At 67.5% G+C, this 24,282-nt stretch carries 23 protein-coding genes and 1 pseudogene; 9 read left to right on the top strand and 15 right to left on the bottom strand.

What is annotated here, in order from left to right:
* The first annotated feature begins 194 nt into the window (after positions 1-194).
* Entirely contained in the window at positions 195-2,909 is a 2,715-nt protein-coding gene (locus D7Y15_RS01595; protein ID WP_121751496.1) for a LuxR C-terminal-related transcriptional regulator, read from the top strand.
* Here D7Y15_RS01595 and D7Y15_RS01590 read toward each other — a convergent pair.
* On the bottom strand, positions 2,906-3,166 hold the full coding sequence (locus tag D7Y15_RS01590; protein ID WP_121751495.1) for a hypothetical protein: 261 nt from the start codon (positions 3,164-3,166) through the stop codon (positions 2,906-2,908). The genes D7Y15_RS01595 and D7Y15_RS01590 overlap by 4 nt on opposite strands.
* A 9-nt stretch (positions 3,167-3,175) precedes the next feature.
* Positions 3,176-4,054 carry a hypothetical protein gene (locus tag D7Y15_RS01585; RefSeq protein ID WP_121751494.1) on the bottom strand — a complete coding sequence of 293 codons (879 nt, stop codon included), beginning with the start codon at positions 4,052-4,054 and terminating at the stop codon, positions 3,176-3,178.
* A 134-nt stretch (positions 4,055-4,188) separates the two neighbouring features.
* Between D7Y15_RS01585 and D7Y15_RS01580 the strand changes: the two genes are divergently transcribed.
* The 3 genes from D7Y15_RS01580 (at position 4,189) to D7Y15_RS01570 (ending at position 8,438) form a co-directional block, all read left to right on the top strand.
* Positions 4,189-5,070 (top strand): hypothetical protein, encoded by an 882-nt coding sequence (locus tag D7Y15_RS01580; RefSeq protein ID WP_121759408.1) that lies wholly within the window; start codon positions 4,189-4,191, stop codon positions 5,068-5,070.
* Positions 5,071-5,111: 41 nt separating this feature from the next.
* Positions 5,112-6,002, top strand: coding sequence for a hypothetical protein (locus D7Y15_RS01575; protein ID WP_121751492.1), 891 nt, complete (start codon positions 5,112-5,114; stop codon positions 6,000-6,002).
* 150 nt (positions 6,003-6,152) lie between these two features.
* The gene (locus D7Y15_RS01570) at positions 6,153-8,438 is read left to right on the top strand and encodes a kelch repeat-containing protein (protein ID WP_121751553.1); all 2,286 of its coding nucleotides are present in this window, start codon (positions 6,153-6,155) and stop codon (positions 8,436-8,438) included.
* A gap of 16 nt (positions 8,439-8,454) precedes the next feature.
* Here the strand turns inward: D7Y15_RS01570 and D7Y15_RS01565 are convergent, their stop codons facing one another.
* Positions 8,455-9,240, bottom strand: a complete 786-nt coding sequence (locus tag D7Y15_RS01565; RefSeq protein WP_121751491.1) for a helix-turn-helix domain-containing protein — start codon at positions 9,238-9,240, stop codon at positions 8,455-8,457.
* A 70-nt stretch (positions 9,241-9,310) separates the two neighbouring features.
* On the opposite strand from D7Y15_RS01565, the gene D7Y15_RS01560 reads away from it, so the two are divergent.
* Complete coding sequence (locus D7Y15_RS01560) at positions 9,311-10,246, top strand: DMT family transporter (protein ID WP_120575334.1); 936 nt, start codon at positions 9,311-9,313, stop codon at positions 10,244-10,246.
* 72 nt (positions 10,247-10,318) lie between these two features.
* Entirely contained in the window at positions 10,319-12,970 is a 2,652-nt protein-coding gene (locus D7Y15_RS01555; protein WP_121751490.1) for a pentapeptide repeat-containing protein, read from the top strand.
* Here D7Y15_RS01555 and D7Y15_RS44575 read toward each other — a convergent pair.
* Positions 12,967-13,119, bottom strand: a complete 153-nt coding sequence (locus tag D7Y15_RS44575) for a hypothetical protein (RefSeq protein WP_158624346.1) — start codon at positions 13,117-13,119, stop codon at positions 12,967-12,969. The genes D7Y15_RS01555 and D7Y15_RS44575 overlap by 4 nt on opposite strands.
* A 472-nt stretch (positions 13,120-13,591) precedes the next feature.
* On the opposite strand from D7Y15_RS44575, the gene D7Y15_RS01550 reads away from it, so the two are divergent.
* Together D7Y15_RS01550 and D7Y15_RS01545 are read left to right on the top strand one after the other, a co-directional pair.
* On the top strand, positions 13,592-13,915 hold the full coding sequence (locus tag D7Y15_RS01550) for a hypothetical protein (protein ID WP_121751489.1): 324 nt from the start codon (positions 13,592-13,594) through the stop codon (positions 13,913-13,915).
* Between the two features lie 322 nt (positions 13,916-14,237).
* Positions 14,238-14,648 (top strand): hypothetical protein, encoded by a 411-nt coding sequence (locus tag D7Y15_RS01545; protein WP_233596720.1) that lies wholly within the window; start codon positions 14,238-14,240, stop codon positions 14,646-14,648.
* A gap of 47 nt (positions 14,649-14,695) precedes the next feature.
* On the opposite strand, the gene D7Y15_RS01540 is transcribed toward D7Y15_RS01545, so the two are convergent.
* The 5 genes from D7Y15_RS01540 to D7Y15_RS01520 all read right to left on the bottom strand — a co-directional run bounded on the left by D7Y15_RS01540 (position 14,696) and on the right by D7Y15_RS01520 (position 18,613).
* A complete protein-coding gene (locus D7Y15_RS01540) occupies positions 14,696-15,178 on the bottom strand; it encodes a tyrosine-protein phosphatase (protein WP_121751488.1) in 483 nt (160 codons plus the stop codon).
* A 42-nt stretch (positions 15,179-15,220) separates the two neighbouring features.
* Positions 15,221-15,721, bottom strand: a complete 501-nt coding sequence (locus D7Y15_RS01535) for a hypothetical protein (RefSeq protein ID WP_139919297.1) — start codon at positions 15,719-15,721, stop codon at positions 15,221-15,223.
* Positions 15,722-15,760: 39 nt separating this feature from the next.
* Positions 15,761-17,266 (bottom strand): SH3 domain-containing protein, encoded by a 1,506-nt coding sequence (locus tag D7Y15_RS01530; protein WP_148712674.1) that lies wholly within the window; start codon positions 17,264-17,266, stop codon positions 15,761-15,763.
* Positions 17,184-17,609 carry a peptidoglycan-binding protein gene (locus D7Y15_RS46700; protein ID WP_121751485.1) on the bottom strand — a complete coding sequence of 142 codons (426 nt, stop codon included), beginning with the start codon at positions 17,607-17,609 and terminating at the stop codon, positions 17,184-17,186. The genes D7Y15_RS01530 and D7Y15_RS46700 overlap by 83 nt, the downstream gene beginning before the upstream one ends.
* A 149-nt stretch (positions 17,610-17,758) precedes the next feature.
* Complete coding sequence (locus D7Y15_RS01520) at positions 17,759-18,613, bottom strand: hypothetical protein (RefSeq protein ID WP_126935410.1); 855 nt, start codon at positions 18,611-18,613, stop codon at positions 17,759-17,761.
* A gap of 156 nt (positions 18,614-18,769) precedes the next feature.
* Between D7Y15_RS01520 and rph the strand changes: the two genes are divergently transcribed.
* Complete coding sequence (rph, locus tag D7Y15_RS01515) at positions 18,770-21,364, top strand: rifamycin-inactivating phosphotransferase (RefSeq protein ID WP_121751483.1); 2,595 nt, start codon at positions 18,770-18,772, stop codon at positions 21,362-21,364.
* A gap of 11 nt (positions 21,365-21,375) precedes the next feature.
* Here rph and D7Y15_RS01510 read toward each other — a convergent pair whose 3' ends face one another.
* The 6 genes and pseudogenes from D7Y15_RS01510 to D7Y15_RS45485 form a co-directional block, all read right to left on the bottom strand.
* Positions 21,376-21,714, bottom strand: coding sequence for a hypothetical protein (locus D7Y15_RS01510; RefSeq protein WP_120575327.1), 339 nt, complete (start codon positions 21,712-21,714; stop codon positions 21,376-21,378).
* Positions 21,711-22,547 carry a DUF2092 domain-containing protein gene (locus D7Y15_RS01505; RefSeq protein ID WP_158624343.1) on the bottom strand — a complete coding sequence of 279 codons (837 nt, stop codon included), beginning with the start codon at positions 22,545-22,547 and terminating at the stop codon, positions 21,711-21,713. The genes D7Y15_RS01510 and D7Y15_RS01505 overlap by 4 nt, the downstream gene beginning before the upstream one ends.
* Before the next feature lie 113 nt (positions 22,548-22,660).
* On the bottom strand, positions 22,661-23,254 hold the full coding sequence (locus D7Y15_RS01500; protein WP_121751482.1) for an HMA2 domain-containing protein: 594 nt from the start codon (positions 23,252-23,254) through the stop codon (positions 22,661-22,663).
* A gap of 9 nt (positions 23,255-23,263) precedes the next feature.
* Positions 23,264-23,503 carry a hypothetical protein gene (locus D7Y15_RS01495; protein ID WP_120575324.1) on the bottom strand — a complete coding sequence of 80 codons (240 nt, stop codon included), beginning with the start codon at positions 23,501-23,503 and terminating at the stop codon, positions 23,264-23,266.
* Positions 23,500-23,787 (bottom strand): hypothetical protein, encoded by a 288-nt coding sequence (locus tag D7Y15_RS01490; protein ID WP_121751481.1) that lies wholly within the window; start codon positions 23,785-23,787, stop codon positions 23,500-23,502. The genes D7Y15_RS01495 and D7Y15_RS01490 overlap by 4 nt, the downstream gene beginning before the upstream one ends.
* Positions 23,788-23,923: 136 nt before the next feature.
* A pseudogene (locus tag D7Y15_RS45485) lies at positions 23,924-24,282 on the bottom strand (hypothetical protein); the annotation flags it as partial.

The raw sequence follows: 24,282 nt of genomic DNA, 5'->3' as shown, positions 1-24,282 counted from the left end.
TTACCAGTGAGGCCCGCGACATCGCCCCCTCCGAAGGGAGGGGATGGGGGAGGGCAATGCACGCATGGGGAGTGTGGGGATGAGACGCACTTCGGTGTTCGCTGGTTGACGTTGGAGGCGTCCCGGCCCCGGTCCCCGCCCGAGTGGCGCGTGGTCTACTTGGGCAATCAATCGGTCACAGGGGGAACGTGCCCATGGGCGATCCGCTCTCGCACCTGCTGCCGACGAAGCTCACGCCGCCGCGGACGGCGTCGGTGCTCGTGTCGCGGAGCGCGGCGCTCCGGAAGATTGAACGGGGTGTCGGCGGCACGCTCGTGCTGGTGACCGCGCCGCTGGGCTCGGGCAAGACGACGTTGCTGACGCAGTGGTACCGCGAGGTGGGCGGATCGCGGTTGCTCGCGTGGCTGTCGCTCGACGAGCGGGACAACGCGCCCGAGCGTTTCTTCTCCTATCTCGTCGGAGCCATCCGCCGCGCGGCCCCGGAGTTCGACGCGTACATCGCGAGCCAGCTGGACGCGCAGGTGGCGCCCCCGCTCGACCATGCGACGACGGTGGTGCTGCGGAGCCTGTGGAACCTGGGGCGCGAGCTCGTCGTGGTGATTGACGACTTCCACGTGCTGCGGGAGCGCTCGTTGGTGCGGGCCTTCTCGTACCTGCTGGACCACGCTCCGCCGCACGTCCACTGGATCGTCTCGTCGCGCAGCCCGCCGGAGCTGGACCTGGCGAAGCTGAAGCTCACCGAGCAGTTGGTGACGCTCGACGGCCGCGACCTGGGCCTGGACGGGGAGGCCATCCACGAGCTGGGCCAGCGCCTGTGCGGCGCCGCGCTCAATCCGGAGGACGTGGAGTACCTGCGCGCGCGCACCGAGGGCTGGGTGGCCGGCGTGAAGCTGGCACTTCTGACGGCGGGCGAGCACGCCAGCGTGAGCGATGCGCTCCGCAAGGCCGTCGGCTCCAATCACGACGTGGCGAGGTACCTGGCGGACGTGGTGCTGCGGGAGCAGACGGAGGAGGTGCACGCGTTCCTAGTGTTGAGCTCGGTGGTGGACCGGCTCAACGGGGAGCTGTGCAACGCGCTCCTGGGCATCACCCAGGGGCCGGCGCTCCTGGCGGAGCTGGAGCGGGCGCAGTTGTTCATCCAGTCGCTCGACACGCAGCAGCAGTGGTACCGCTACCACCCGCTGTTCCTCGACTTCCTGCGCACGCAGCTCGCGTGCACGTACGGCGACCGCATCCCCCGGCTGCACCGCGAGGCGAGCGCGTGGTTCGCTGAGCATGCGCTGCCGGACGAAGCGCTGACGCACGCGTTCGCCTCGGGGGACCGGGGCTGGTGCCTGGAGCTCACGGCCCGGTGCGCGGAGGAGTGGATGCGCGAGGGAGAGATTGCCTCCGTGCTCCATTGGACGGCGAAGCTGACGGCGGAGGAGACCTTCCACGCGCCGGCCATCTGCGTGGCGCGCATCGCGTGCCTCATCCTGTCCCGAGGCTTCGCGCCCGCCTCCCTGGCCCTGCAGGACGCGCAGCGCCGGCTCCAGACGGCCGCGGCGGACCCGGAGCGCGAGCGGCTGTCGCGACAACTCTCCAGGCTCGCGCTGCTGCACGCCGTCCTGTCGGACTCGGCCCCGGCGTCTGGCATCGAGCTGGAGGCAACACCGGGGGACGAGGACCCGGACGTCTTCATGGCGGGCGCGGTGCTCGCGGCGAAGGCCTACCAAGCGCTCCGGCAGAACCGGTTCGATGCGATGCGCCGGCTCGCGTCCGTCGCACGAGAGACGCTGCAGGGACTGAACAACCCCTACATGGTGGGCTACACGGACGTCCTCATCGTGCTGGCGGACCGGGCGCAGGGGCACATGAAGGACGCGTCGGACCGGTGCGAGGCGGCGTTCGAGCGCGCGAGCCGGGGACGGCGCAACCCGGTGTGGGTGAACGCGGCGACGGCGCTGGCGAACACCCGCTACGACCAGAACCGGCTGGACGAGGCCGAGGCGCTCTGCATCGAAGTCCTCCCGCTCATGTCCCAGGCCGCGGTGTTCGAGACCTTCGCGGTGGCCTACCTGGTGCTGGCCCGCATCAAGGCGATTCGAGGCAAGTACGCGGAGGCCTGGCAGCTCCTGGACTACCTGCACAGCGTGCTCGAATGCGGGCACCAGACGCGCTTCCTGGCCCATGTCTGCGGCGAGAAGATCCGCCTGTCGCTGGTGGAGCAGTCCCCCGCGAGGATGAAGGCGGTGGCGCGGGAGTTCGACCTGGGCGAGCGCATGCGCCGGGGCGAATGGAGCGAGCGGCGCTTCTACGACGAGACCTGGGAGCAGCTGGGCGTGGCGCAGGCGTGGGTGTTGATGGCGAAAGGGCGGCACGACCGGGCGCACGGGCTGCTGGAGACGCTGAGGGCCAGCGCGCATGACGCGGGCTGCGTGGCCCGGGAGACGGCGCTGCTGGCCGCGCTGGCGGTGTGCCACTGGCGAGCCGGAGACCCCGCGGCGGCGTTCGCCGCGGTGAACCGGGGGTTCGCGCTGGTGCCCCGGTTCGGCTTCAGCCGGGGCGTGTTCGACGAGACGCCCGGGTTGCAGGAAGTCATCGTCGCGGCGGCCACGCAGCGCAAGCTGAGCCACGTGCTGCCAGCCCGCTACACCGAACGGTACCAGGACCTGCTGTCCCTGGGCCCCAGCGGGCCGGCCACAATCGCGCCCCTGCCCAGCGCGCCGCTGGAGCCGCTGACCGAGCGGGAGCTCCAGATGCTCAAGCTCCTGGCGCAGGGGCTGAGCAACCAGGAGATCAGCGAGCGCTCCAACGTGGCGCTCTCCACCACGAAGTGGCACCTGCGCAACGTGTTCTCGAAGCTGGAGGTGACGACGCGCACCGCGGCGATCGTGAAGGCGCGGGAGCGGTTGGCGCGGAACCTCTAACCGCGCTCCTCCTTCACCGTCGCGGCGTTCAAGACTTCGGAAGGGTTCTTGTTGGCGGCCGCCACCGTGAGGGCGATGTCCTGGACGTGGCCCACCCTGGCGAGGAAGACGATGGCGCCCAGCAACTTCTCCGTGGGCTGAGAAACCCGGCTCAACTGCTCGAGCACGGGTTCCAGCTGGTCGCGTCCGAACTTCCGCTCGATTTCCGCGACGCGGTCCGCGTGACTGAGACCGTACTCCTGCTTCTTGCGTGGCATCCGCCCCCCTTACGCCGCGCGGGAGAGTCCCCGCCGCTCCATGAAGGCTTGCATCTCGGGCCACCGGGCGGAGAGGAGCTCGAAGTCGCCAGGGCGCACGGGCTGGAGAGCCGCGAGGCTCGCGTCGATGGCCGCCGCGTGGCTCGCCGGATCCAGGGCGTCCAGGGCGAAGGCCCGGAGGAGCTTGAGCCGGCGGGCATCCCGCCCCACCAGTGAATCCGCTTCGCCCGCCCGCGCATCCAGCGTGGACACGGCGGCGGCCGGGTTGCCATCGCGGCAGAGGAGCGCGACCTCCGGCAGCAGCGCGTAGATGGGGGGCAGGTCGCCGTTGCGCTTGCGTCCCTCCTCCACCCAGGCGCGCGCGGAGGCCAGGTCCCCCTGGGCGAAGCGCACGGTGGCGATCAGGTTGGGAATCCACCGGTACATCGCCGGGATGGAGCTCCGGAGCTTTCCGGAGCGCTCCGCCGAGCCGAAGAGCTCCAGTGCGCGCCCGGTGTCCCCCAGCGCCAACTGGCACTGACCCATCATGGCGACCGACAGCGCCCGCTGTGCCCCCTGGGTGGCGCGGCGGGCAGCCTCCTCGAACCTGCGGGAGGCTTCCTTCTCGTCCCCCGCGCTGTGGAAGGCGATTGCCTGATTGTAGGTCGTCAACCAGCGACGGATCCGCCAGTAGAAGAAGGCGAACAGCGTCAGGAAGACCGTGACGATGAACGGGATGAAGAAACGTGGCTCCCTCAAGGCCTGCCGAGCCGCATCACCGCCGCGGCTGAAATAGTTGTAGGCGACGAGGAAGATGCCGACCCAGACGAGCCATGCGACGACCCGGTGCGGCGCGACGAGTGGAAAGGGTTTGAGGTGGGGCTCTTTGGGCAGGGGCAGTTCGTTCACGGGACCTTCCACCCTAACACCCCCTGGTCCTCCGTTCAGTCACCCGACTTTCTCGCGAAGGGGGTGAGGGAAATTCCGCCCGGATTTCGTTGAGGGTCCATCACCGACACCCCAGACGGGGAGAAAGACGGACCATGAGACTCCGGATGCAGACCCACCAGTGGACGGGCGCGGCGCTCGCGCTGCTCCTGCCCGCGGCGGCGCTGGCGAACGAAACCCATGTCTACGGCATCGCCAACTTCGGCGGTGCGGGGCAGTGCAATGCCGACACGCACTCCGTGCATACGAAGACGGCGGCGGCGTTCGCCAACTACTTCAACACGCTGATCAGCTCCGGACTCTGGACGGACGTCCGCACGATCAACAACTCAAGTGCGCGCACCGACCTCTGGACCGATGCCTCGAAGGGGGCCGCGGCCGACGCGAAGGACACCCAGCTCAATGCCGGAGTGGACGACGCGGACGTCCTCTTCGTGCACACCCACGGCGGCCACAGCGAGGCGAACCTTCGCAGCTGGCTCGTGATGGGGACCAACGCGGATGCGTGCTCCGCCGTCACGGACACCCACATGAGCTTGGGCAACGGCAAGCTGAACATCGCCGTCGTGAAGGCCTGCCAGTCTGGCGACTACCAGGTCTGGAAGCAGGGTGGGTACCGGACGTCGCTCGTGACGCCCACGAGCGGCTTCAGCATGTGGAATGCCTTTCACGGCAACTCGTCGTGCGGCAACTTCGTGACGGACTACGTGAAGCGCTACGTGGCGAACTCGCGGGGCGATGGCGCGGGCGAGAACTGGATCGACGAGGCCTACGACTGGGACGACGGCTCGGACAACGTCGCGGACAACGACGACTGCCCGGTGTCCATCGTCTTCGGTGAAACCAAGGCGCAGCGCGTGGCGATGTTCGAGGCCGGCGGCTGGCGGGACCGCAAGAGCACCGGGCGCAAGGTCGCCTCCACCATCTTCTACGTGGGGGGCTGCGACCCCTCCGGCGGGCAGATTCTGCCCGAGTGATCACCGCCCCCCTCGACTTCGAACAGAAAGAACGAACCGCCATGAAAAGCCATCTCCTCATCCGATTCCTGACCGTCCTGCCGCTCGCCGCCGTGTCTGGCTGCGACGACGGTGCCTTCATGGATCCCGCCGCCGTCACCACCCAGTCCGCCCGTGCGACCGTGGGCTTCATCTTCGACTCCACGGCGATCGCCACGCCGCCCACCGGAGGAATTCCCACCGCGCTGCTTCCCAGCACCGCGTTTGGTGACGCCGCGTTGCAGGGTTCCCTGGTGGGGACGACCGAGCCCTTCACCCAGACGGACACGCTGGGCTCCCGCGCGGATCTGGAGTCCCAGTCCTGGAAGCTGGAGCGCGACCCGTCCGAAGGCCAGGTGCTGGTGCTGAACAAGGTCGCCAGTGGCCCGGAGACACCGCAGGAGCCCGCGATCCTCCAGCGCACCGCCCTGGCCCGCCTGCAGCGCTGGGGCATCCCCACGTCTGAGATTGGGGCGGTGCGGCAGGTGAAGTCGTTCACCCAGAGCGAGGACCCCGCGGGCCTCGAAGTGCCCGCGCTCCACCGCCACAAGACGTTCGTGATGCGCGCCATCAATGGCATTCGCGTGGAGGGCCACCGCGCGGTGGTCTCCCACGGGCCGGACGGCAGCTTCCAGCGCGCGCTCATCGCCTGGCCGGCCCTGGGTCGCTCGGGCCACCTGCTCCGGACGCGGCTGACGACGGCGCAGATCGAGGAGCGGGCGCGCACGGCGCTTCAGGCCGAGGGCGAGACCACGGGGCCCGTGCACCTCTCCTGGAAGTACGTGCCCACCCAGCTCGCCACGGGCGGATGGGCGCTGACGCTCAAGGTGGCCGCCAAGATGCCCTCGGTTACCAGCACGACGAGCACCGAGGAGCCCCGCGTCGTCGACGTGGACGTGAGCGCCGTCCCCTGATGCCACCCAAGCAAGCGTCCGCATTCGTCTGGCAAACGATGGCGCGTGCTCTACCGGGGTGATGTCCAGCGCCGCCTCCCATTGCCAATACTCCGCGCCACGTCAGCCAGTCAGCTGACTGCAAGGAATTGGAAAATGGGAGGCGGCCGCATGAAGAAGGCATTCACTCCGTTGGTGCTCGCGCTCGCAGTGTCACTGCTGGCGAGCTGCTCGGATTCCTCGAAGGATACCGGCTCGGTCCGCTTCGCTGTCTCCGCCAACCAGGCGCTCGCCCCAGACATCCTTTACGTCCTGGTCACCTCGAGCGGCCCGGACATCCCGCCGGTGACCGTGGAGCTGATTTCGACCCACGGCGTGTGGGGAGGAGTCATTGGCAACATCCCCGCAGGCTCTGATCGCACCTTCGTGGCCCAGGCCTTCAACTTCTCCGGCGACCTGAGCTTCGAAGGGGTCGTTACGGGAGTCACCATCAACGCGAACCAGAGCACCCTGGTCGCCATCACCCTTCAGCAGCTCGACCCTCCGCCTCCCTTCGACAATGAGGCGCCCGTCATTGACTCCCTGGTGGCTTCCTCCACCTCCGTGGCGGTGGGCGGCACCATCGCTCTGACCGCCACCGCGCATGATCCCAATCCGGGCGATACGCTCTCCTACGCCTGGAATGCGACCGCGGGTTCTTTCTCCGATACCTCGGCTGCCGCCACTTCGTGGACCGCGCCTGGCTTTACGGGCATTGCAACCCTGATCCTGACCGTGACGGACTCGCGCGGCCTGGCTTCCAGCGTCACGCTGGCGGTCAACGTCACCGCGGACGGGGAGGGGGAGGCGGAGCTGTCCCTCTCCTTCAACAGTTCGCCCGGGGTGACCGCTCTCAGTGCCAGCCCCACGTCCCTGGCCGTCGGGGAGACGACGTCTGTCTCCGCCTCGGCTTCCGACCCGGACGGTGACAGCCTCTCCTACGCCTGGAGCGCCTCCTGTGCCGGGACCTGGGCGCAGGCCTCCTCCAGTTCTGCTCAATTCACGCCTTCGGCCCTGCCCGCGGGTGCCTGCAACAACTGCAGTCTGACCGTCACCGTCACGGATGGGCGCGGCGGACAGAACACCGGCACCGTCGCGCTGTGCGTCCGCGACACGCCTCCGGCCAATCACTTTCCCCCCGTCATCATCCGCTCCTACCGCTCCGCGGACACGGCCACCTCGGGCCAGGAGTTCGCCTACGAGGTGAATGCCATCGATCCGGAGGGTTCCGCGCTCACCTTCTCCTGGGAGGCCACCGCCGGCTGGCTGGAACTGCCGCTCAGTGACCCCTTCCGCAGCCGCGTCACCTGGACGGCTCCTTCCTGTGCCAGCGCTCCTCCTTCCATCACCGTGACTGTCACCAATGCGTTCAACCTGACCGACACCCAAACCTTCACCGCGACGGGGCTGCCGGCCTGTTCGGGGAGTTGGGCCCTGACGGACTCCCTGGCGGGGCCTCGCGCCGACCAAAGGGCAGCGCTGCTGCCCAACGGCAAGGTGCTCGTCGTGGGAGGGCTCGCCTCGGATGTCGACTACCTCGCGACGGCGGAGCTGTACGACCCGGCCCTGGGGACCTGGAGCAACACAGGCTCCATGGCGGAAGGGCGTTGGCAGTTCACGGCGACATTGCTGCCCGATGGCAGGGTGCTCGCCGTCGGGGGGCTCAACTCCAGCGGCTTCCTCGCGACGGCGGAGCTGTACGACCCGGCCACGGGCACCTGGAGCCCCACCGGCACCATGGCCGAACCTCGCTCCAGCCAGACGGCGACGCTGCTCCCTGATGGCAGGGTGCTCGTCGCGGGAGGCAGTGACGTTCCCGGCGCGCCCCCGACGGCGGAGCTGTACGACCCGGCCACGGGCACGTGGAGCTACACCGGCTCCATGGCGGAGTGGCGTCGGAACCACACGGCGACGCTGCTCCCTGATGGCAGGGTGCTCGTCGCTGGGGGATTCACTACTTCAATTGGCAGCACCAGGACGGCGGAGCTGTATGACCCGGCCACGGGCACCTGGAGCAACACCGGCTCCATGACTGAAGCCCGCGCCCTCCAAACGGCGACGTTGCTGCCCGATGGCAGGGTGCTCGTCACGGGAGGCGTGGACGAGTTTGATTCCAGTCTCGCGACGGCGGAGCTGTACGACCCGGCCACGGGCACCTGGAGCCCCATTGCCCCCATGCTCGAACGTCGCGCCCTCCACACCGCGACGCTGATGCCCGGTGGCAGGGTGCTCGTCGTCGGGGGCCGGTTTCCGCAATTGTACGACCCGGCCACGAGCACCTGGATCCCTGCCGGAACCATGGTCGTACCGCGCTCGGACCAGTCCGCGACGCTGCTGCCCGACGGGCAGGTCCTCATCGCGGGAGGATGGGGGGGCTCCCTCGGGTATCTGTCAACGGCGGAGCTGTACACGCCCTGAGCGATGAGGAGGCCCGTCACGCGGCCACGAAGCCGTGGCCGCGGACCTTGTCTGGCGTGGTGCCCGTCATCCGCCGGAACATCGCGATGAAGGCGGAGGCGCTGCTGTAGCCCAGGTCCAGCGCGATGGCCTCCACCGCGTGTCCCTGCTCCAGCATCGCGAGCGCCTTCACCACGCGCAGACGCTGACGCCATTCGCTGAACGACAGGCCCAGGTGCTGCTGACAGCGCCGCTCCAGTGTGCGCTCGGTGGTGTGCAGCGTCTTGGCCCATTCCGTCAGGGAGCGCTCATCCTCCGGGTGTTGCTCCAACGCCGTGAGGACCGGGCGCAGGAGCGGATCATCGGACATGGGCAGGTAGCTCCCATGGGCGGGGGCCAGCGCCAACTGGTCGATGAGCACCCGGAACAACCTGCGCTCGGCGCTGGTGCGTGGCTGCGCCAGCTCATGGGTGCGCAGGTGCTCCATCAAGGACTTCATCAGCGGGCTGACCGCCATCGCGCATGCTGTCCTGGGCAACCCCCGGCACCACGCGGGGTCGAGGTAGAGCGAACAGTGGCTCGCCTCGAAGCGGTTCATGCCCCGGTGCTCCAGGTCGGGCGGCAGCCAGATGCCGTACTGCGGGGGCGCGAGGTAGTGGCTGCCCGCCAGCTTGAGCTCCATCACCCCGCTGTACGCGTAGACGAACTCACCCCAGGGATGGCGGTGTCGCGGATAGGCCGCCTCCGCGGGCAGGATCGCCGCCCGGAAATACACGGGGTGTGGAAGCTTTGAGGTGAAGGGAACTTGCAGCTGCTTCGCCATGGCGGCTTCTCGGGATGGGTTGTCGGAATCTCGCTATATCCATCCGCCCCGTCAGCCGCAGGATGAAGTCATGAGCTCCCAACGAAAACCCGCGGATGGCTTCGCGCTCGCGACCATGGTCGTGCTGTGCGCCATCTGGGGCTTCCAGCAGGTGGCCGTCAAGATGGCCGCTCCCTACGTCCCCAACCTCATGCAGATGGCGCTGCGCTCGGGCGTGGCCGCGCTGCTCGTGGCGCTGCTGTGCTGGGTGCGGGGCGAGCGGGGGCTGCTGCGCCGCGGGCCGTGGCGCGCCGGCATGCTCGTGGGCGTGCTCTTCTCCCTGGAGTTCCTCTTCGTGGCGGAGGGGCTGCGACACACGAACGCCTCGCACATGGGCGTCTTCCTCTACACCGCGCCCGTCTTCTCCGCGCTGGGCCTGCACTGGTTCGTGCCCTCCGAGCGGCTGAAGCGGACGCAGTGGCTGGGAATTGGCGTGGCCTTCGCGGGCATCGCGCTGGCCTTTGGCGGCGGCTGGCTGCGAGGCGGACTCAGCCCGGGCGTGCTCCGCGGAGATGCGATGGGACTGCTCGCGGGCCTGTCCTGGGGCGCCACCACGGTGGTGATTCGCGTCTCGTCGCTGTCCGACGCACCGCCCACGCAGACCCTGCTGTATCAGCTGGTGGGCGGCGCCGCGCTGCTGCTGCCCGTGGCCTTTCTCACGGGCCAGGCCGGCCCCATCACGATGGTCCCCGTGGCCTGGGCGAGCCTGTTCTTCCAGTGCGTCATCGTCTGCTTCGCCACCTACCTCGTGTGGTTCTGGCTCCTGCGCCACTACCTCGCCTCCAACCTGTCGGTGTTCTCATTCATGACGCCCCTGTTCGGCATCAGCGCGGGCATCCTCGTGCTGAAAGAACAGGCGGACATCTCCTTCGCGGTGGGCGCGGTGCTGGTCCTCACCGGAATCCTCATCGTGAGCGGTGCGGGCCTGCTGCGCTCCGCGTCCGCGTGGAAGCCGGGCGCGACCTGAGACGAGGGACGCCGCGGGTGTGAGCATGGGTTCACTTTCCGCGAGGGTCCCTGTTGTGTATGCAGTTGTCTCATGACCGCTCGACGCGTTTACGGCGCTGCCCCCTTCAACGTCCCCGGCGAGTTCATCGGCATCGACTTCTCGCCGGACTCGAAGCACCTGTGGGCCGCCCTCTCCACGGGGGATGACGGTCACTCTCACGTGGTGTCTTTCGACGTGGCGAGCGGGAACGCGGTCAAACAGCACAAGGCAGACGGTCACCTTCAGGTGGTGCACGCGCTGCCAGGGAATGAGGTCCTCGTGGGAGGGTGGGGGATCATCCACCGCCTCTCCGCGAAGGGCTCGGTGGTCTGGACGTTGGAGGATGGGCAGCACCTCCGCCTGGCCGGCATGAGCGCGGACCGGTCCCGGTTCGTCACCATTGAAGACAACGTGGCCCAGGTCCGTGACGTGGAGGGCCACGCCGTCGTCCACAAGCTCAAGGAGATGGAGGGAGACCTGTATGCCGTCGCCTCCAGCGCGGACGGCGCGTGGTTCGCGACCGGGTCGTCGAAAGGCGTGGTCCGCTTGTTCGACGCGCGGACCGGCAAGGCGCAGGCGAAGCGCAAGAGCACCAGGGTCCTGGCCCTGGCCTTCTCGCCCTCGGGTGGGCACCTGCTCGTGGGCCACGGCAACGGCAAGGTGGAACTCTGGGACCTGCCGACGCTGAAGCCGGTGAAGCCCTTCGTGGGACGGCACGAGTTCGGCAAGGGGCGCGGCCCCGCGGGCTGCCGGTGGGTGGGCTTCTCCGCCGACGGCACGCGCGCGTACTCGCTGGGCAACGAGGGCCAGGTGCGGACCTGGAGCGTTCCGGACGGCGACGATGGGCCGACCCTCAAGGTGCCTTCTCGCCACCTGCAGGGCCCGGTGACGGTCCTGTCTCCGGATGGGCGGTGGCTCGCCAGCGGATCCACCCAGGGCGCCCTCAGCGTGTGGTCCATGGAGGTCCTTGCGCCCATCGCCGGTGCGGCCGCGCCGTCGCCCATCCTGGGGCTGGCGCTGACGCCAGACACCGTCGTCGCCGCGTCGAACAAAGCCTTTGTCTCGTGGGAACTGGGCTCTGGCGCGCGCAAGGAGGTTGAAGCCAACTTCCCTCCCACGGACGTGAAGGCCCTGTCGTCCGGGACGCTGGTGCGGCTCGACCATTCGTCCATCTACGTCGAGAAGTCGCTCAGCGAGAGCTCCCCCGAGGCCTTCGAGATGGTCAGCTACGCCTCGGGGCCACTCGCCCTCTCCCGGGATGAGACGCGCATCGCCGCGCCCGCGCAGGAGCGGGCCCAGGTCTGGGTGCTGAAGCGGTCCCTGCTCCAGGCGGACCTGGTGCACAAGGAACGGGTCCAGGCCTGCGCCTTCGGGCCCGAGGATGCGTGGCTGGCCACCGCGGACGACGCCCTGCACCTGTGGCGGCTGGGAAAGAAGCCGGAGCTCATCCGGGACATCGCGCTGGCTGGCGGCGGACAGGTCGAGGGGCTGGCGGTCTCCCCCCGCGGGTGGATCGCGGTGAGTGTGATTGAAATCGACCGTGATGACGCGGACAGCTGGCTGCTGCTCGTGGATCCGCGAAGCGGCGAGACGCAGTGCAGGCTCGAACGGCCCGACGCGGTCCTGGGGCAGGTGTTCTTCGCGGGCGACACGCGCGTCGTGGTGGCGGATTCACTGGGGCGGCTGCTCCACGTGGACGCAACGGACCCGGCGAACGCGCGCTGGCTGGAGCCCGCCCCGGAGGACGCCAGCGCCACCTCGCTGGTGAAGAAGGCGAGGCCCATCGCGCGTCTCGGCGACACGGTGGCCCATGTGGGGCCGGACGGCAGCGTGGTGGTGGAGACGCTGAAGGACGGGCCGCTCGACGCGGGGGCTCCCTTCCTCCTGGATGATGCGCTAAAGCCCAGGAGCGGCAGGAACGCCCTGGCCCAGAAGCCCGAAGGCCTGTTCGAGAAGCGCCTGGAAGGGGCCCGGTTCCTCTTCGGGGGCCGCTTCAAGGAGGCGACGCCCGCGTTCCGTGAAGGTCTGCTGAAGGAACTGGGCGCCTCGGTCGCGGCCAGGCCCGATGCGCAAGTCACCCACCTGGTGCTGGGAAACGGTGCCGCCGCCAGCGTCGCCTCGGGGCTGAAGGCCAAAGGCGCGACGTTCGCGGAGCTCTCCGAGAGACACTTCATGGAGCTGCTGCTGCCGACCACGGCAGAGGCACTGGCGATGCTGCGGAACGAGGTGAAGGACGGTCAGGCGCGCTGGAATGCGTGGCGCAAGCGTTACATGGACGCCCAGGGGGAGCGGTTCCCGGTTCCGTTGCAGGGCGTGGACCTGGCGGGGCTCAAGCTGGGCGCGTACCGGCTCCAGGTGTTGGACTTCACCGAGGCTCGCCTCCAGGGGGTGGACTTCACGAAGGCGGACCTCACCGACACCGTCTTCCGGGGCGCGGACCTGCGCGAAGCGAACTTCACCTGGGCCTCCTGCTACCGGGCTGTCTTCTCCGGGGCGAAGCTCCGTGGAGCCCGCTTCGACGGCGCGGATGTGACGTGGAACCGCTTCGATGGCGCGGACCTGCGAGACGTGGACTTCTCGGGCGCCAAGATGAACTTCGTGGACTTCCGGGGCGCGGACCTGACCGGCGCGAAGATGCCTGGCAACGCGAAAGAGTCGAAGTACGACGAGAAGACCCGCTGGCCCAAGGGTTACAAGCCCTAGCCCCGCTCCCGCGCGCGGTCGATGCGGATGCGCAGCTCGGGGTCCTCCAGCCGATTCGCGATGGCGGCGGCCCGGGCCAGCGTGCGCTCCCGGCCCGGAGCGCCCTGGATGCGTGCGACCATCCGCAGGCCCATCACCCGCAGACGCACATAGCCGCCATCTCCTGCATGCTCACAGGCGCGTTGCGCGAGCTGGAGGGCTTCCTCACGCTCCGCGCTTCACGTCCGAATCGAGCCGCGTCAGCAGATTCGTGGCCTCGCTCCTGGCAGGGCGCGAGCACGTCCCCAACCTGACGCTGCTGGGAACAGCGACGCATGGCCCGTTCCGTTTCTTCGGACTCGGGGGGAACCTGCTTCCCAATCTGCTGGGAGCTGACGCGCCCATCGACGGAGGCCGCGGGAAGATTCACGCGACGGCTCGCGACCTCTCTGCGCTGCTGGACTCGGCGCGGCCGAGGGTGCCTGGAGAGGTCCGGGTGCTCGTGACGCACGTGAGCCCAGGAAAGGCTGAGCTATCCCCTCATTTGAAGATTCCCCTCGGAGAATGCATGAGCAGCCGAGCGAGCAAGCTCAGAGGGGAAATCGAAAATGAGGGGATGCTTCAGCAGGAAAGGCGCCGCTGGTGTCATTGCTCGCGGAGGCCCTGGATGTGGACCTCACGGTGTCAGGGCATATGGGGTCGCCCTATGGCTGTGTATGGGATGACTTCGCGATACGCGAGCCCGCCGAAGCGGAGGCCCGCCTCGCCGCCGCCGCGTCCGCGTTTCCGGAGGAGCTGAGGCAGCGGCTTCCGGCTCCAGCGGTGGGCGAGGGGAGGGCGCGTTGGTACCGGGGCACCTTCCACGTCAACCTTCCGGATGCACCGGATGGCCACGCAGTGGCGGAGTTCCGGGAAGGGTGCTTGCGATTGGAGACGGTCTCCGCCGGGTTGCCATTGCGTGGCTGAAGGGGCAGGGTGCCGGTCAGATGCTCCCCCTGCAACGTTGGCTGCCTCCAGACGAAGCCGCTTCCTACCTGCGTCCATACGCCGGACCGAGGACGAGGCCGCGCGGCGGTACACACCGAAGCGTGGCTGACGGCTCGGCATCGCGGTGCACACCGTGCAGCTCGCTGCACACGGAACGGCATGGTTCCCGGAGGACGCGGCCTCGGGCATGGCGGTTGCTACCGTGTGCTGTATGTCCAAACACCTCCTCATTCTTCTCTGCGTCCTCACCGCGTCCGTGGCCCGGGCGGATCCCTCGTTCCCCAAAGGCGAGACGTGGCTCATGATCGGCCCCCTGTTCAGCAGCTCTGCGCGGGGGTCGGGGCTGGGGCTGGAGGCGTCCCTCAACATCGCGGACGACATCCATGCCCTGGGCGTGTTCGGTCAGGCGCAGCGGATCGAGGATTCACATACCCGGCTGAGCGCGGGCATCCAGGGCAACTTCATGTTGCTGGGGCTGGAGCTGGGCGTGATGCACGAAACGGAGTCCCGGACGCACGTGGCCACCACGGGGCTCCAGATCGCGCCCTACTTCTCCTTCATCTACGGCTCGTTGGGCCTGCGCCTGGGCATCCCGCTTTTCGCCACGGAGGACCAACGGCCCCGGTATGGCTTCGAAGGGGCCGTCGTCCTGAGCCTGAAGCTTCCCGTGCTGTTGGGCGGCACCAGCGTCGCTGCCTTCCCCCATCTGTGAGCCTGATGTGGCCGGCTCCGCGCTACTCCAGCTCCTCGAGTCTGGCCTCACCCAGAAGTGCAGGACCAGGGCTCTACCATCGCATCCCCCCAGGCCAGGCGGTCTGGGCCTACGCCCTCCGCGGTGACCTGACGCAACTCTGCGAGCCTGGCGCGCGCAGCGTCGGCGCTCAGTCCGAGCTGTCGCAAGAGCGCGTAGCCGAACATGCCCGTGCGGTGAATCCCCGCCGAGCAGTGGATGACCAGCTTGCCGCCACCCTCGACGATGGCGCTCAGTTGGTGCAACACCTGCCTGAGCTCCTGGGTCCGCTCGGGGGCCGGGACCGCTCCGCCGTGAAACGGAACCCAAATCCAACCGAGGCCCGCTCGGGTCGCGGCCTCGCCAAGCTGGCGTGCGCCCTCGGTCTCCGCAAGCAGGGTGACGACGTGAGTCACCCCTTCGGCACGCAGCGTGGAGAAGTCCTTGAGCTTGGGGCGATGTGTCAGCGAGATCGCACCGCCGCCAATGGAGACAAGGTGGACATCACTCATGGGGCAGTCCTCGTCACCGGGTGCCGGAGAAGGGCCTTGGCGCTACTCCAGCTCCGAATATGCCTCGTCTAGACCCTCAAGGCTTTCGGCCACATCCTTCGCAGGGCATTTGGGGAGGTGGTCCACCAGCTTGATGACCAGCTCGTCCACCACCTCAAGGCTGACCTCACCCAGCTCGGTTTCACCCGCCTCAACGAATTTCGTAGGCGCCCAGTCCAGGTAGATTCGAACCCGCTCGCCGTCGGCCTTCTCCAGCACGAGCCGCGCGGCATCGTCAGGATGCTGATAGACCCACTTCTTCTCGGAGGATTCGAGCCAGGGAAACACACTGGACCACGCCATCGCGAAGTCGACTCCTGGCACGACGAACAAGGACTTGCTGAAGTCACCCGACTCCGCAGCCGTCACATCCCCAAAGGCATTGGGATGGGAATTCGTACCGAAGAAGATGGCTGTCTGGAAAAGATGGTACCCCACCAGCAAGTCGTCGGCTTCGGACGAGGTGCTTCGCTTGAGCTCCTCGTCAGACAGTACGCACTTCATCCACATGGTGTCCTCACGGAGGAGCAGGGAAGGAGGTGATTATAGCGCCGTCATCGCTAATGGCGACCAGAATGGAGTGAACGGGTTGGCCATCGGGGGTGAATCCCACGGAGTAGGGATACGTCTTCTGCACGCAAAACGAACCGTAAGACGGACTTTCGTGCCCCACTTGTAGTTGGGACCTATTGTTCCCGTGCGGGCTGAGTCGATGATGGCTTCGAAGATGTCGAAAGATGCCTTGAATTTGCTTTTGCCAGGTTTCGGCGAGTTCGGTCCATGTCCGCCGCCCCACTTGTCGCCATGGATGATGTGATGCAAGCGCTTTCGCGACATTGCCGGAAACCTCCGGAGTCTGTTCGCACGACGTATGTCGACGGGGTTGGCTTGTGTCAGTCTCGAAAGACGAGCCTTCTTATTCGCCTGATGTTCCTGGAGGCGAGCCTTCCCTAATTGGACGCGAGTGTTCTTTAGTTTCGTACGCAGTAATGCTCGGCGTGTCCGAGCCTGAGCCAGCTTCGAGGGATGAAGCCGTGACCAGAAGGATTTCACCTTCCCCTGTGCCTTCACCGCGGAACGGACCCCTGACTTCTTAGCCGCCTGGATCGCCTTGTCCAGGGGCTTCGTGAGGTCTTTCGCCTTCTCCGCGAGCTTCACGAACTTGGGGAATTTCGAGAGGAGCTTGCCAAGCTTTCCCGCCTTGCCTGCCCACTTCACGATGGCGGCTCCCGCAGTAGCAACCGCCAACACGATCTCGACGATGACGTACCCGATCAGCCAGCCCCGGAAATGCTCACGGCGAAGGAGATTTGGATCGTTCCAGCGGTTGGAGAGAGCCTGGATGCCTGCCTCGGTCAGCGTCTTCAGGTTCAACGATGCCGCCAGATCCCACAGGCCCTTCAAGTCCGATAGGACCTCGCCGCTCAGCAAGCTGTAGACGAGCTTCCATACCAACTCCAGCAGATCAATGAGCCCTGTGAGGAGATCCCAGACGGATTCGAGCGCGCCGTGAATCAGGCCCGCGGAAAAGGCCAGATTCCCCAGGTAGGCGTTCCCAACGTTCGTGGCGACAGCTTTGACGTCCTGCCACAGTTCATACGAGATGGAGCCTGAGCCCACCTTGCCTCGCAGGCTCTTGGCGAACTCCATGCTCGGAATCCAGATGAGGTAGCCTTCACGCGTCTGGGTCTTGTCCCAGGCCGCGTCCTCGGTCGGGTTGTAGATTCCGCGGAGCCCCTGGCCCCGATTCGCCTCGACAAGGACATTGGCATAGTAGCGCTCGTCCTGCCCCCATTGGATGGCGGACCCCTTGTAATGCTGCTTGACGATTGCCAGCGCGCCTTCGCTCTTCTTGATCTTGTAAAAGACGGAGCCGGGGTCGGGTGGGTTGATGCTGATGTATTTCTTGTAGACGAAGCCAGAGTTTCCATCCGCGAGCGTCACGAAGTACCAGTCGCCCGCAAGCTCACGGCTTACGAAAACGCGTGTGTTGAAAGCGAGTTTCTTCTTGAACGTGCCGGTCGGATCGGGCTGGGCTCGAAGGTTCACGCCAGCGCTGTTGGACACCAGGCCGACACTGTAGACCCCTATACCCATCTCGAACGGAAAGCCCTTGGGGCTGTTGGCGTTGCCAATTGTTGAGGCAGGAGTGGAGAGGGTGCTCAGGGCCGCCCAGGTCGAGGGGGCCCACGATCCCGTCCGGGCTCAGCTTCCTGTCGAACTGGAACTGTCTGACGGCATAGGCTGTGTCTGTCCCAAAGCAACCATCGATGGGCCTTTTATAGAGCCCAGCCAACCGGAGATGATTCTGGAGGTTTGCTACCGCAGACCCCGAAGAGCCCAAGCGAAGCAATTCTTCGGAGACCTCGAAACTTCCTGTGGGTTGGCCCATCTCCCACCCCTGACCTGAAGTCGCGGTGCGTGTGGGCTTGGACTGTATGAAGACGCATCAATGCGAACGAAGAACCCGGGGAGAGGGATTGGGTCTTGTCGCGCAGTGCCCTGGAGCGTTGGGTGAGGCAGGGCCTCCGATGAGTCTTTTCAGAGCGCTTTGACGTAACCGGAGACCTTCGGATTGCAGGCTCCGACCTTTTTCAGCGCGGCTTCAGCTGCTTTCTTCTCCGAGTGGATGCTCGTCACGACGAACAGCCCCGGCGTCAGGCGCTTGTGCGGCGTGCTTTCGAGGACCAGGAAGCCGCTCGCGCAGGCTTGCTCCAGCTGTGCGCTGTCGCGGGATGCGATGGCTTCCTGGACCGTCTTGAAGCTTCCGATGATGGCCGCGTAGCGCGCGGGCCGGTTCCGGAGCTCCTTCACCACTTTGCGGCCAGCGACATCCCAGCGGTAGGCATCGAGCTTCCACTCGTCGGGCTCGGCGGAGAGAAACGCATACTCCCTGTAGAAGCCCTCGACCGGTGAGCCCGGCGTCAGCGGATACGGGCCGACGTGCGAGCTTTCCGGACCCGCGAAGTTCTCATCTCCGTTCCAGGCTTCCGCCACCCCGCCGTCCTTGACCACGTAGAGACGGTGGTGACGATGGACGTGTTCGAACCCGCCCTGCTGGGTGACGAGGAGTCCCCACTGCCCGGCCTCCAGTCGTACCGGTTGGACGGAGGTCGTGACGTTCTGTTCTTCCTCGCCGGAGGTCCAGCTCTCGGAGGACTCGGCTTGAATCCCGTACGCCATGCCGGAGGGCAGCTTCGCCTTTCGCCTCCCGCCAGCCGCGTCACTCAACTCGAGCTCGAGCTGGCAGGTGTCGCCCGCCTTGTGGCAGCCCGTCGCGCGCAGGACGAACATCGCCCCGGTCGTCTCGCTCGCCTTGAAGCGCTTGAGCTCCTGTGCCGCGGGCTCGGCGCTGACCGCCCGCGGAACGCTCGCGCCCAGGAGCATGATGAACACCGAACCCAGCGCGGACCGACTTCCAAAACCCATCTCTCCTGCCTCCCTGATTGCGACCTCAGTGTCCTCCGCCAGAGAGTTTCACGCCGCCGGTCGGGCCTCCAGGGGGCACCCAAGGAGTACAGTGCCGCCCTTTCGCGAGAGGGAGGGGAGCGCATGGGCTGCTACGTGTTGGGTCTCCAGGAGATTGACCAGACGCAGGTCGCGGTCGTGGGCGGCAAGGGCGCGCATCTGGGAGAACTTTCGCGGATCGACGGCATCCGCGTGCCGGCTGGCTTCTGCGTGACGACGGACGCCTTCCAGCGCCTCATGGCAGAAGCGCCGTCCATCGACGAGCAGCTCCAGCAGCTGTCGCGCCTGAAGCCGGACGACCGCGAGCGGATCCGCGCACTCAGCGCTGAGATCCGCCAGACCCTCGAAGGGACCGCCATCCCTGACGATGTGGCGGCGGCGATCACCCACGCGCTCGCCCGGCTCGGCGAGCACGCCGCCTACGCCGTCCGTTCGAGCGCGACGGCGGAGGACCTGCCCACGGCTTCCTTCGCGGGCCAGCAGGACACGTACCTGAACATCGTGGGGACGGCGGCGATCCTCCAGCACGTCAGCCGGTGCTGGGCCTCGCTCTTCACCGAGCGGGCTGTCATCTACCGCATGCGGAATGGCTTCGACCACCGCAAGGTCCGCATGGCGGTGGTCGTGCAACAGATGGTCTTCCCGCAGGCGGCTGGCATCCTGTTCACCGCCGACCCCATCACCTCCCACCGGAAGGTCGCCTCGGTGGAGGCCAGCTTCGGCCTCGGCGAGGCCCTGGTCTCCGGACTGGTGAACGCGGACTCCTACAAGGTGCGGGACGGCGAGGTCATCGCAAAGACGGTCGCCACCAAGCAGCTGGCCATCCACGCATTGCCGACAGGCGGGACTCAGGAACAAGCGATCGCGCCGGACCTGCAGCAGCAGCCCGCGCTGACGGATGAGCAGGTCGTGCGGCTCGCCCAGTTGGGCCGGCGGATCGAAGCGCACTTCGGCCGCCCCCAGGACATCGAATGGTGCCGGGTCGATGACGCGTTCTTCTTCGTCCAGAGCCGGCCCATCACCACGCTGTTCCCCATCCCCGTGGCCAGCGACCCGGAGAACCACGTCTACGTCTCCGTCGGTCATCAGCAGATGATGACCGACGCCATGAAGCCCCTGGGGCTCTCCCTGTTCCAGCTGACGGCCTTGCGGCCGATGTTCGAGGCCGGCGGGAGGTTGTTCGTCGACGTCACCCAGCTCCTGGCCTCGCCAGCGGGCCGCGCGGTCCTCGTGGAGGGCCTGGGGAAATCCGATCCGTTGATCAGGGATGCGCTGCAGACCCTCCTCGGACGCAGCGACTTCATCCGGCCGCTCCCGGACGCGAGTCCCGTCAGGCCTCCTGCTGGCGGCGCACCCGCCCCGATTGAAACCGATCCGGCCATCGTCGACGAACTGATTGGCCGCAATCAGGCATCCATCGCCGCCTTGAAGCGCGACATCCAGACGAAGTCCGGGGCGGCGCTGATCGACTTCATCCTGACGGACATCCAGGAGCTGAAGCGGCTCTTGTTCGAGCCGAGAAGCCATCAGGTCATCATGGCCGGGATCGATGCCTCCGAGTGGCTCAACGCGCGGCTCCATGAGTGGCTGGGCGAGAAGAACGCCGCCGACACGCTCACTCAGTCCGTCCCCAACAACGTTACGTCGGAGATGGGGTTGGCGCTCCTGGAAGTCGCGGACGTGATCCGCCCGCATCCGGACGTGGTGGCCTTCCTGCGCCAGGTCGAGGACGAGGGATTCCTGGACGCGATGGACACGCTCGCTGGCGGCCGGGAAGCGCGAGACGCCATCCGCGCCTGGCTCGACAAGTACGGCATGCGCTGCGCCGGCGAGATCGACATCACGAAGCCGCGCTGGAGCGAACGGCCTTCCACGCTCGTGCCCATTCTCCTGGGCAACATCCAGAACTTCGAGCCGGGTGCCGGCGCGCGGCGCTTCGAGCAGGGACGTCAGGAGGCCTGGAAGAAGGAGCAGGAGGTGCTGGAGCGCCTGCGGGCCTTGCCGGACGGAGAGGGGAAGGCCGAAGAGACAAAGCGGATGATCGACCGGGTCCGGACCTTCATGGGGTACCGGGAGTATCCGAAGTACGGCATCGTCAACCGATACCTCGTCTACAAGCAGGCCCTGCTGGAAGAAGCCGAGCGCCTCGTGAAGGCCCAGGTGCTTCGCGAGAAGGAAGACATCTTCTACCTCACGCTCCAGGAACTCCACGACGTCGTGCGCACTAGCCAGGCGGATGAGCTGCTCATCCGTCAGCGCAAGGACGCGTTCAGGTCGTATCAATCACTCACACCGCCCCGGGTGCTCACGTCGGAGGGCGAGGTCATCGCCGGGGCATACCGCCGCGACGACCTGCCGGCCGGCGCGCTGGTTGGCCTTGCGGTTTCCGCCGGGACCATCGAGGGGCGGGCCCGCGTCATCCTGGACATGGCGGAGGCCAGGCTCGAAGCGGGCGACATCCTGGTCACCTCCTTCACGGACCCGAGCTGGACGCCCTTGTTCGTGTCCATCAAGGGCCTGGTGACGGAGGTCGGCGGCCTGATGACCCACGGCGCGGTGATCGCACGGGAGTACGGCTTGCCAGCCGTCGTGGGCGTGCAGCAGGCCACCCGGCTCATCCGGGACGGGCAGCGGATCCGTGTGCATGGGACGGACGGCTACGTCGAGCTCCTGTCATAGCCAGACAGGGACTACTCGGCGACGTACACGAGGGTGTCCCCCTGGTAGAAGGGACGGTAGCGGACGCCGCCGCACTGCTGGTAGGCGACGCCGCCCACCGTCGAGGCCGCGCAGCCCGCGGGGAGCGACGTGACGGTTTGCGCGCCCACCGGCGCCGCCACCACGGCCGTGTTGTTGCCGGAGTAGGCGTCCTGCCGGGTGGCCGTGCGTCGCGAGGTGCGCCGCGCCACCCGGCGCGACGTGCCGTAGTTCTGGGCCAGGGCCACCTCCGGGAGCACCTCTCCCAGGAAGAAGAGCCCCAGCAACATCGCCGCCGCCCGCTGGCGGGGCTTGCGCGTGTGCGTCGTCATTTCGAGCCTCCTTGCTGCGATCCGCCCTTCGAGTCCGGTGCGAGGAACGACACGCGCGCGGCATCACGTGGGGGCGTGAACTGGAACTGGTCCGGGGTGAGCTTGGGCGACAGGTTCCACTCGGACAGGGTCACCGAGTACTGCGGTGCTCCCGGCAGGTCCCGCGAGGTGATGACGTACTTGAGCGGCAGGGGCCGCGGGCCGTCCTCGACCCACAGTTCCCAGTCCACGCCGTCGCGGTTGCGGAACGCCAGGTGGTGCACGGGCACGCCGTTCACCTTGGCGCAGCCGAGGTATTTCCCCGAGCGCACGTCCTCGGTGAGCGCGGTGTAGGGATTGCTGACGAGCAGGTCACCCCCGGGCGCATCCAACCCGAGCTTCTGCGAAGCCATGTCCAACGTGGCATCCAGGGTGGAAGGGGCGGGCGTCGTCGCATAGACGTTGGCCTGCTCGCCTTGAACCGTGAGCCGCTGGCCGTCATAGAAGAGGTGGAGTCTGGCCAGGTCTCCAGCGCGGTCCACGCGGAGCCGGTTGGGCCGCTGCAGGCGCACGTCGCCCGCGCGCTGCAGTTGGACTTTCTGCCCCGAGTCGAGCACTTCATCGAGCGTCCCCTCGGTGCGGACGGAGAACTCGCGCTGCTCGGCCAGGAAGTCGCTCATCTGGCGCAGGATGCGCTGGGCCTGGGGATCGATCCTGGCATCGGACTCGGTGCGCTCGGCGGTTGCCTGCTCCTGCTGTGCGCCCGCGAGCAGGGGTGTTGTCCCCAGGAGCAGGGCGAGCAGGGGCCCGCACCACCTCTTCCTCAACCTCGCGCTGCTACCTGTGTCTGTCATGAACCCCTCCAGTCCCCAGGACGTTGGGGACATGGCCGTGGGGCTCAAAGGCTCACCGGTTCAACCGCCGCGCTGTCTGGTGCCTTGCAAAAGGCCGCCACCGCGGACCGACATCAGTGGGCGACCTTGCCAGGCGGGGGCGCGTCGCCGTTGTGGTGGCGCACTTGGGCCGAGGTGTTCCGGATGGCCAACTCCTCCATGGTGGCGAAGGTGCGGAAGGCCCACCAGCCCAGACTGAACCACGGAGGGGAGTCGACCTTTCCTTTGACGGCGATATTCACCGCGCCCGCCGCCGCGAAGCCCAGCGCCGCCAGCGCGCCCAGGTCCACGTGGCCCTCGGTGGCGCGTAGCACCTCCACGTTGAGTCCCTTGATGAACAAGGTGGCCGCTCGCGCCACGCCGCTGCCCTTCTCGAGGGACCGCAGCAGGGCGTCCCCGTCGGGCAGTTCCTCTCCAGGGCGCACCACCGTGTCCACTCCGGTGCTCCGGCACACCTCCTCTATCAGGCGCTCGACGCCCATTTCCTCGGGGTCGTGCATGCACAGCACGCTGCCGGTGAAGGGCCGCACCTGCACTTCGTTGATGCCCTCCACCCGCAGCAGGTCATCCGCCAGCGACGCAGCCTCCTTCCCGTCGCGCCGCAACCACGGCAGCCGCAGGCGGGTGCGTCCCGGTGACGTGTGGATGACGTGGATGCTCTTCGTCATGTGCGCTCCCTAGGCCCTGGCCTCGTCCGTGGGCCGCGTGCGGCCGCCTCCGCGAGCCCTCGCTTTCGCCTCCGCCATCAGGTCCTCGACGTCCTCGTGCTTCATCGCGACGCGCGCGAGCACCAGGTCGACGAAGTGGTAGGCCGAGGTGGCCACCTCCACGAGGAGCGGCCGCAGATGCTTGGTCATCAGCACGGTGCTCGCGCCCGCGCCGTAGCCCATGAGAAAGGAGGGAAGGTCGAACTTCATGAAGGTGTCTCCAGGGAAGAGGTTGTGTTTGTGACCCGCCGCGCTCGTCGCACCACCCGAGCGCCCCACGCGGGCGTCGCGCCCACCAGGGCCTGTAGGAACAGCCCCGCGCCACCCGCCGTACCGCCCGTCTGCTCGTGAGCAGCGGCATCCCCGGTGGCGCCGGAGGCCGGTCGAGGATGGCCCCGCAGGTCGGGGACCTCCAGGCGCAGCCTGCGCGCCGCGGTCGAGTGGCGCACCACCCTCGCGGTCGCGCACTGCCCATCCATGAGGAACACCATCATTCGCGACCCCCCACCCGGGGTTCCGAACGTGGGGATGGCGGCCCTCCGGAACAACACGGCCCGGTGGGCCAGCGAAGGCCGTGGGGGTGACACCTGGTCCACCCTCAGGGCGGAGTGGCCCGCGTTGAGGGCAGGGTCAACCGGAGGAGCGGCGGCGCTTGACGGCCTTGGGGGTCTCCGTCGTCCGGGCGAAGTGGAGCATCTGGTAGAGGCTCAGCAGCATCATCGTCACCGCGCGGGACGCGTCCGGGGCAGGGGCTGCTTCAGCCGGCGCGTCCTTCGGGACAAAGGGAAGCCAGGACTCCTCCAGCCGGATTCGCAGCTGGAGTCGCTCCCCGGTGATGCGCAGCCGCTGAAGCTTCGCACCGGTAACCGTCCGGCCAACGATGTGCCGTGAGGGATTGCCGGGGGAGCGGTTCGCGGCGGACGCTTCCGGGCATGGCGAAGCAGGTGGAGAAGCCGGAGTGGGCGCGCATCGCGGAAGCCTTCGAGGCC

Source organism: Corallococcus sp. AB030 (assembly GCF_003668965.1).
GTDB classification, from domain to species: domain Bacteria; phylum Myxococcota; class Myxococcia; order Myxococcales; family Myxococcaceae; genus Corallococcus; species Corallococcus exiguus.
The sequence above is the reverse complement of the archived record's forward strand: the minus strand, read 5'-3'. Positions and strand labels throughout refer to the sequence as shown.

What these genes read in the sequence shown, in the direction of transcription:
- D7Y15_RS01535 (WP_139919297.1), bottom strand. Translation starts at nt 15,721, where the DNA reads ATGAAGTGCGTACTGTCTGACGAGGAGCTCAAGCGAAGCACCTCGTCC.
- D7Y15_RS01490 (WP_121751481.1), bottom strand. Translation starts at nt 23,787, where the DNA reads ATGATGGTGTTCCTCATGGATGGGCAGTGCGCGACCGCGAGGGTGGTG.
- D7Y15_RS01510 (WP_120575327.1), bottom strand. Translation starts at nt 21,714, where the DNA reads ATGACGACGCACACGCGCAAGCCCCGCCAGCGGGCGGCGGCGATGTTG.
- D7Y15_RS01595 (WP_121751496.1), top strand. Translation starts at nt 195, where the DNA reads ATGGGCGATCCGCTCTCGCACCTGCTGCCGACGAAGCTCACGCCGCCG.
- D7Y15_RS46700 (WP_121751485.1), bottom strand. Translation starts at nt 17,609, where the DNA reads ATGGGCCAACCCACAGGAAGTTTCGAGGTCTCCGAAGAATTGCTTCGC.
- D7Y15_RS01560 (WP_120575334.1), top strand. Translation starts at nt 9,311, where the DNA reads ATGAGCTCCCAACGAAAACCCGCGGATGGCTTCGCGCTCGCGACCATG.
- D7Y15_RS01555 (WP_121751490.1), top strand. Translation starts at nt 10,319, where the DNA reads ATGACCGCTCGACGCGTTTACGGCGCTGCCCCCTTCAACGTCCCCGGC.
- D7Y15_RS01580 (WP_121759408.1), top strand. Translation starts at nt 4,189, where the DNA reads ATGAGACTCCGGATGCAGACCCACCAGTGGACGGGCGCGGCGCTCGCG.
- D7Y15_RS01590 (WP_121751495.1), bottom strand. Translation starts at nt 3,166, where the DNA reads ATGCCACGCAAGAAGCAGGAGTACGGTCTCAGTCACGCGGACCGCGTC.
- D7Y15_RS01500 (WP_121751482.1), bottom strand. Translation starts at nt 23,254, where the DNA reads ATGACGAAGAGCATCCACGTCATCCACACGTCACCGGGACGCACCCGC.
- D7Y15_RS01570 (WP_121751553.1), top strand. Translation starts at nt 6,153, where the DNA reads ATGAAGAAGGCATTCACTCCGTTGGTGCTCGCGCTCGCAGTGTCACTG.
- D7Y15_RS01540 (WP_121751488.1), bottom strand. Translation starts at nt 15,178, where the DNA reads ATGAGTGATGTCCACCTTGTCTCCATTGGCGGCGGTGCGATCTCGCTG.
- D7Y15_RS01505 (WP_158624343.1), bottom strand. Translation starts at nt 22,547, where the DNA reads ATGACAGACACAGGTAGCAGCGCGAGGTTGAGGAAGAGGTGGTGCGGG.
- rph (WP_121751483.1), top strand. Translation starts at nt 18,770, where the DNA reads ATGGGCTGCTACGTGTTGGGTCTCCAGGAGATTGACCAGACGCAGGTC.
- D7Y15_RS01545 (WP_233596720.1), top strand. Translation starts at nt 14,238, where the DNA reads ATGATCGGCCCCCTGTTCAGCAGCTCTGCGCGGGGGTCGGGGCTGGGG.
- D7Y15_RS01565 (WP_121751491.1), bottom strand. Translation starts at nt 9,240, where the DNA reads ATGGCGAAGCAGCTGCAAGTTCCCTTCACCTCAAAGCTTCCACACCCC.
- D7Y15_RS01575 (WP_121751492.1), top strand. Translation starts at nt 5,112, where the DNA reads ATGAAAAGCCATCTCCTCATCCGATTCCTGACCGTCCTGCCGCTCGCC.
- D7Y15_RS01495 (WP_120575324.1), bottom strand. Translation starts at nt 23,503, where the DNA reads ATGAAGTTCGACCTTCCCTCCTTTCTCATGGGCTACGGCGCGGGCGCG.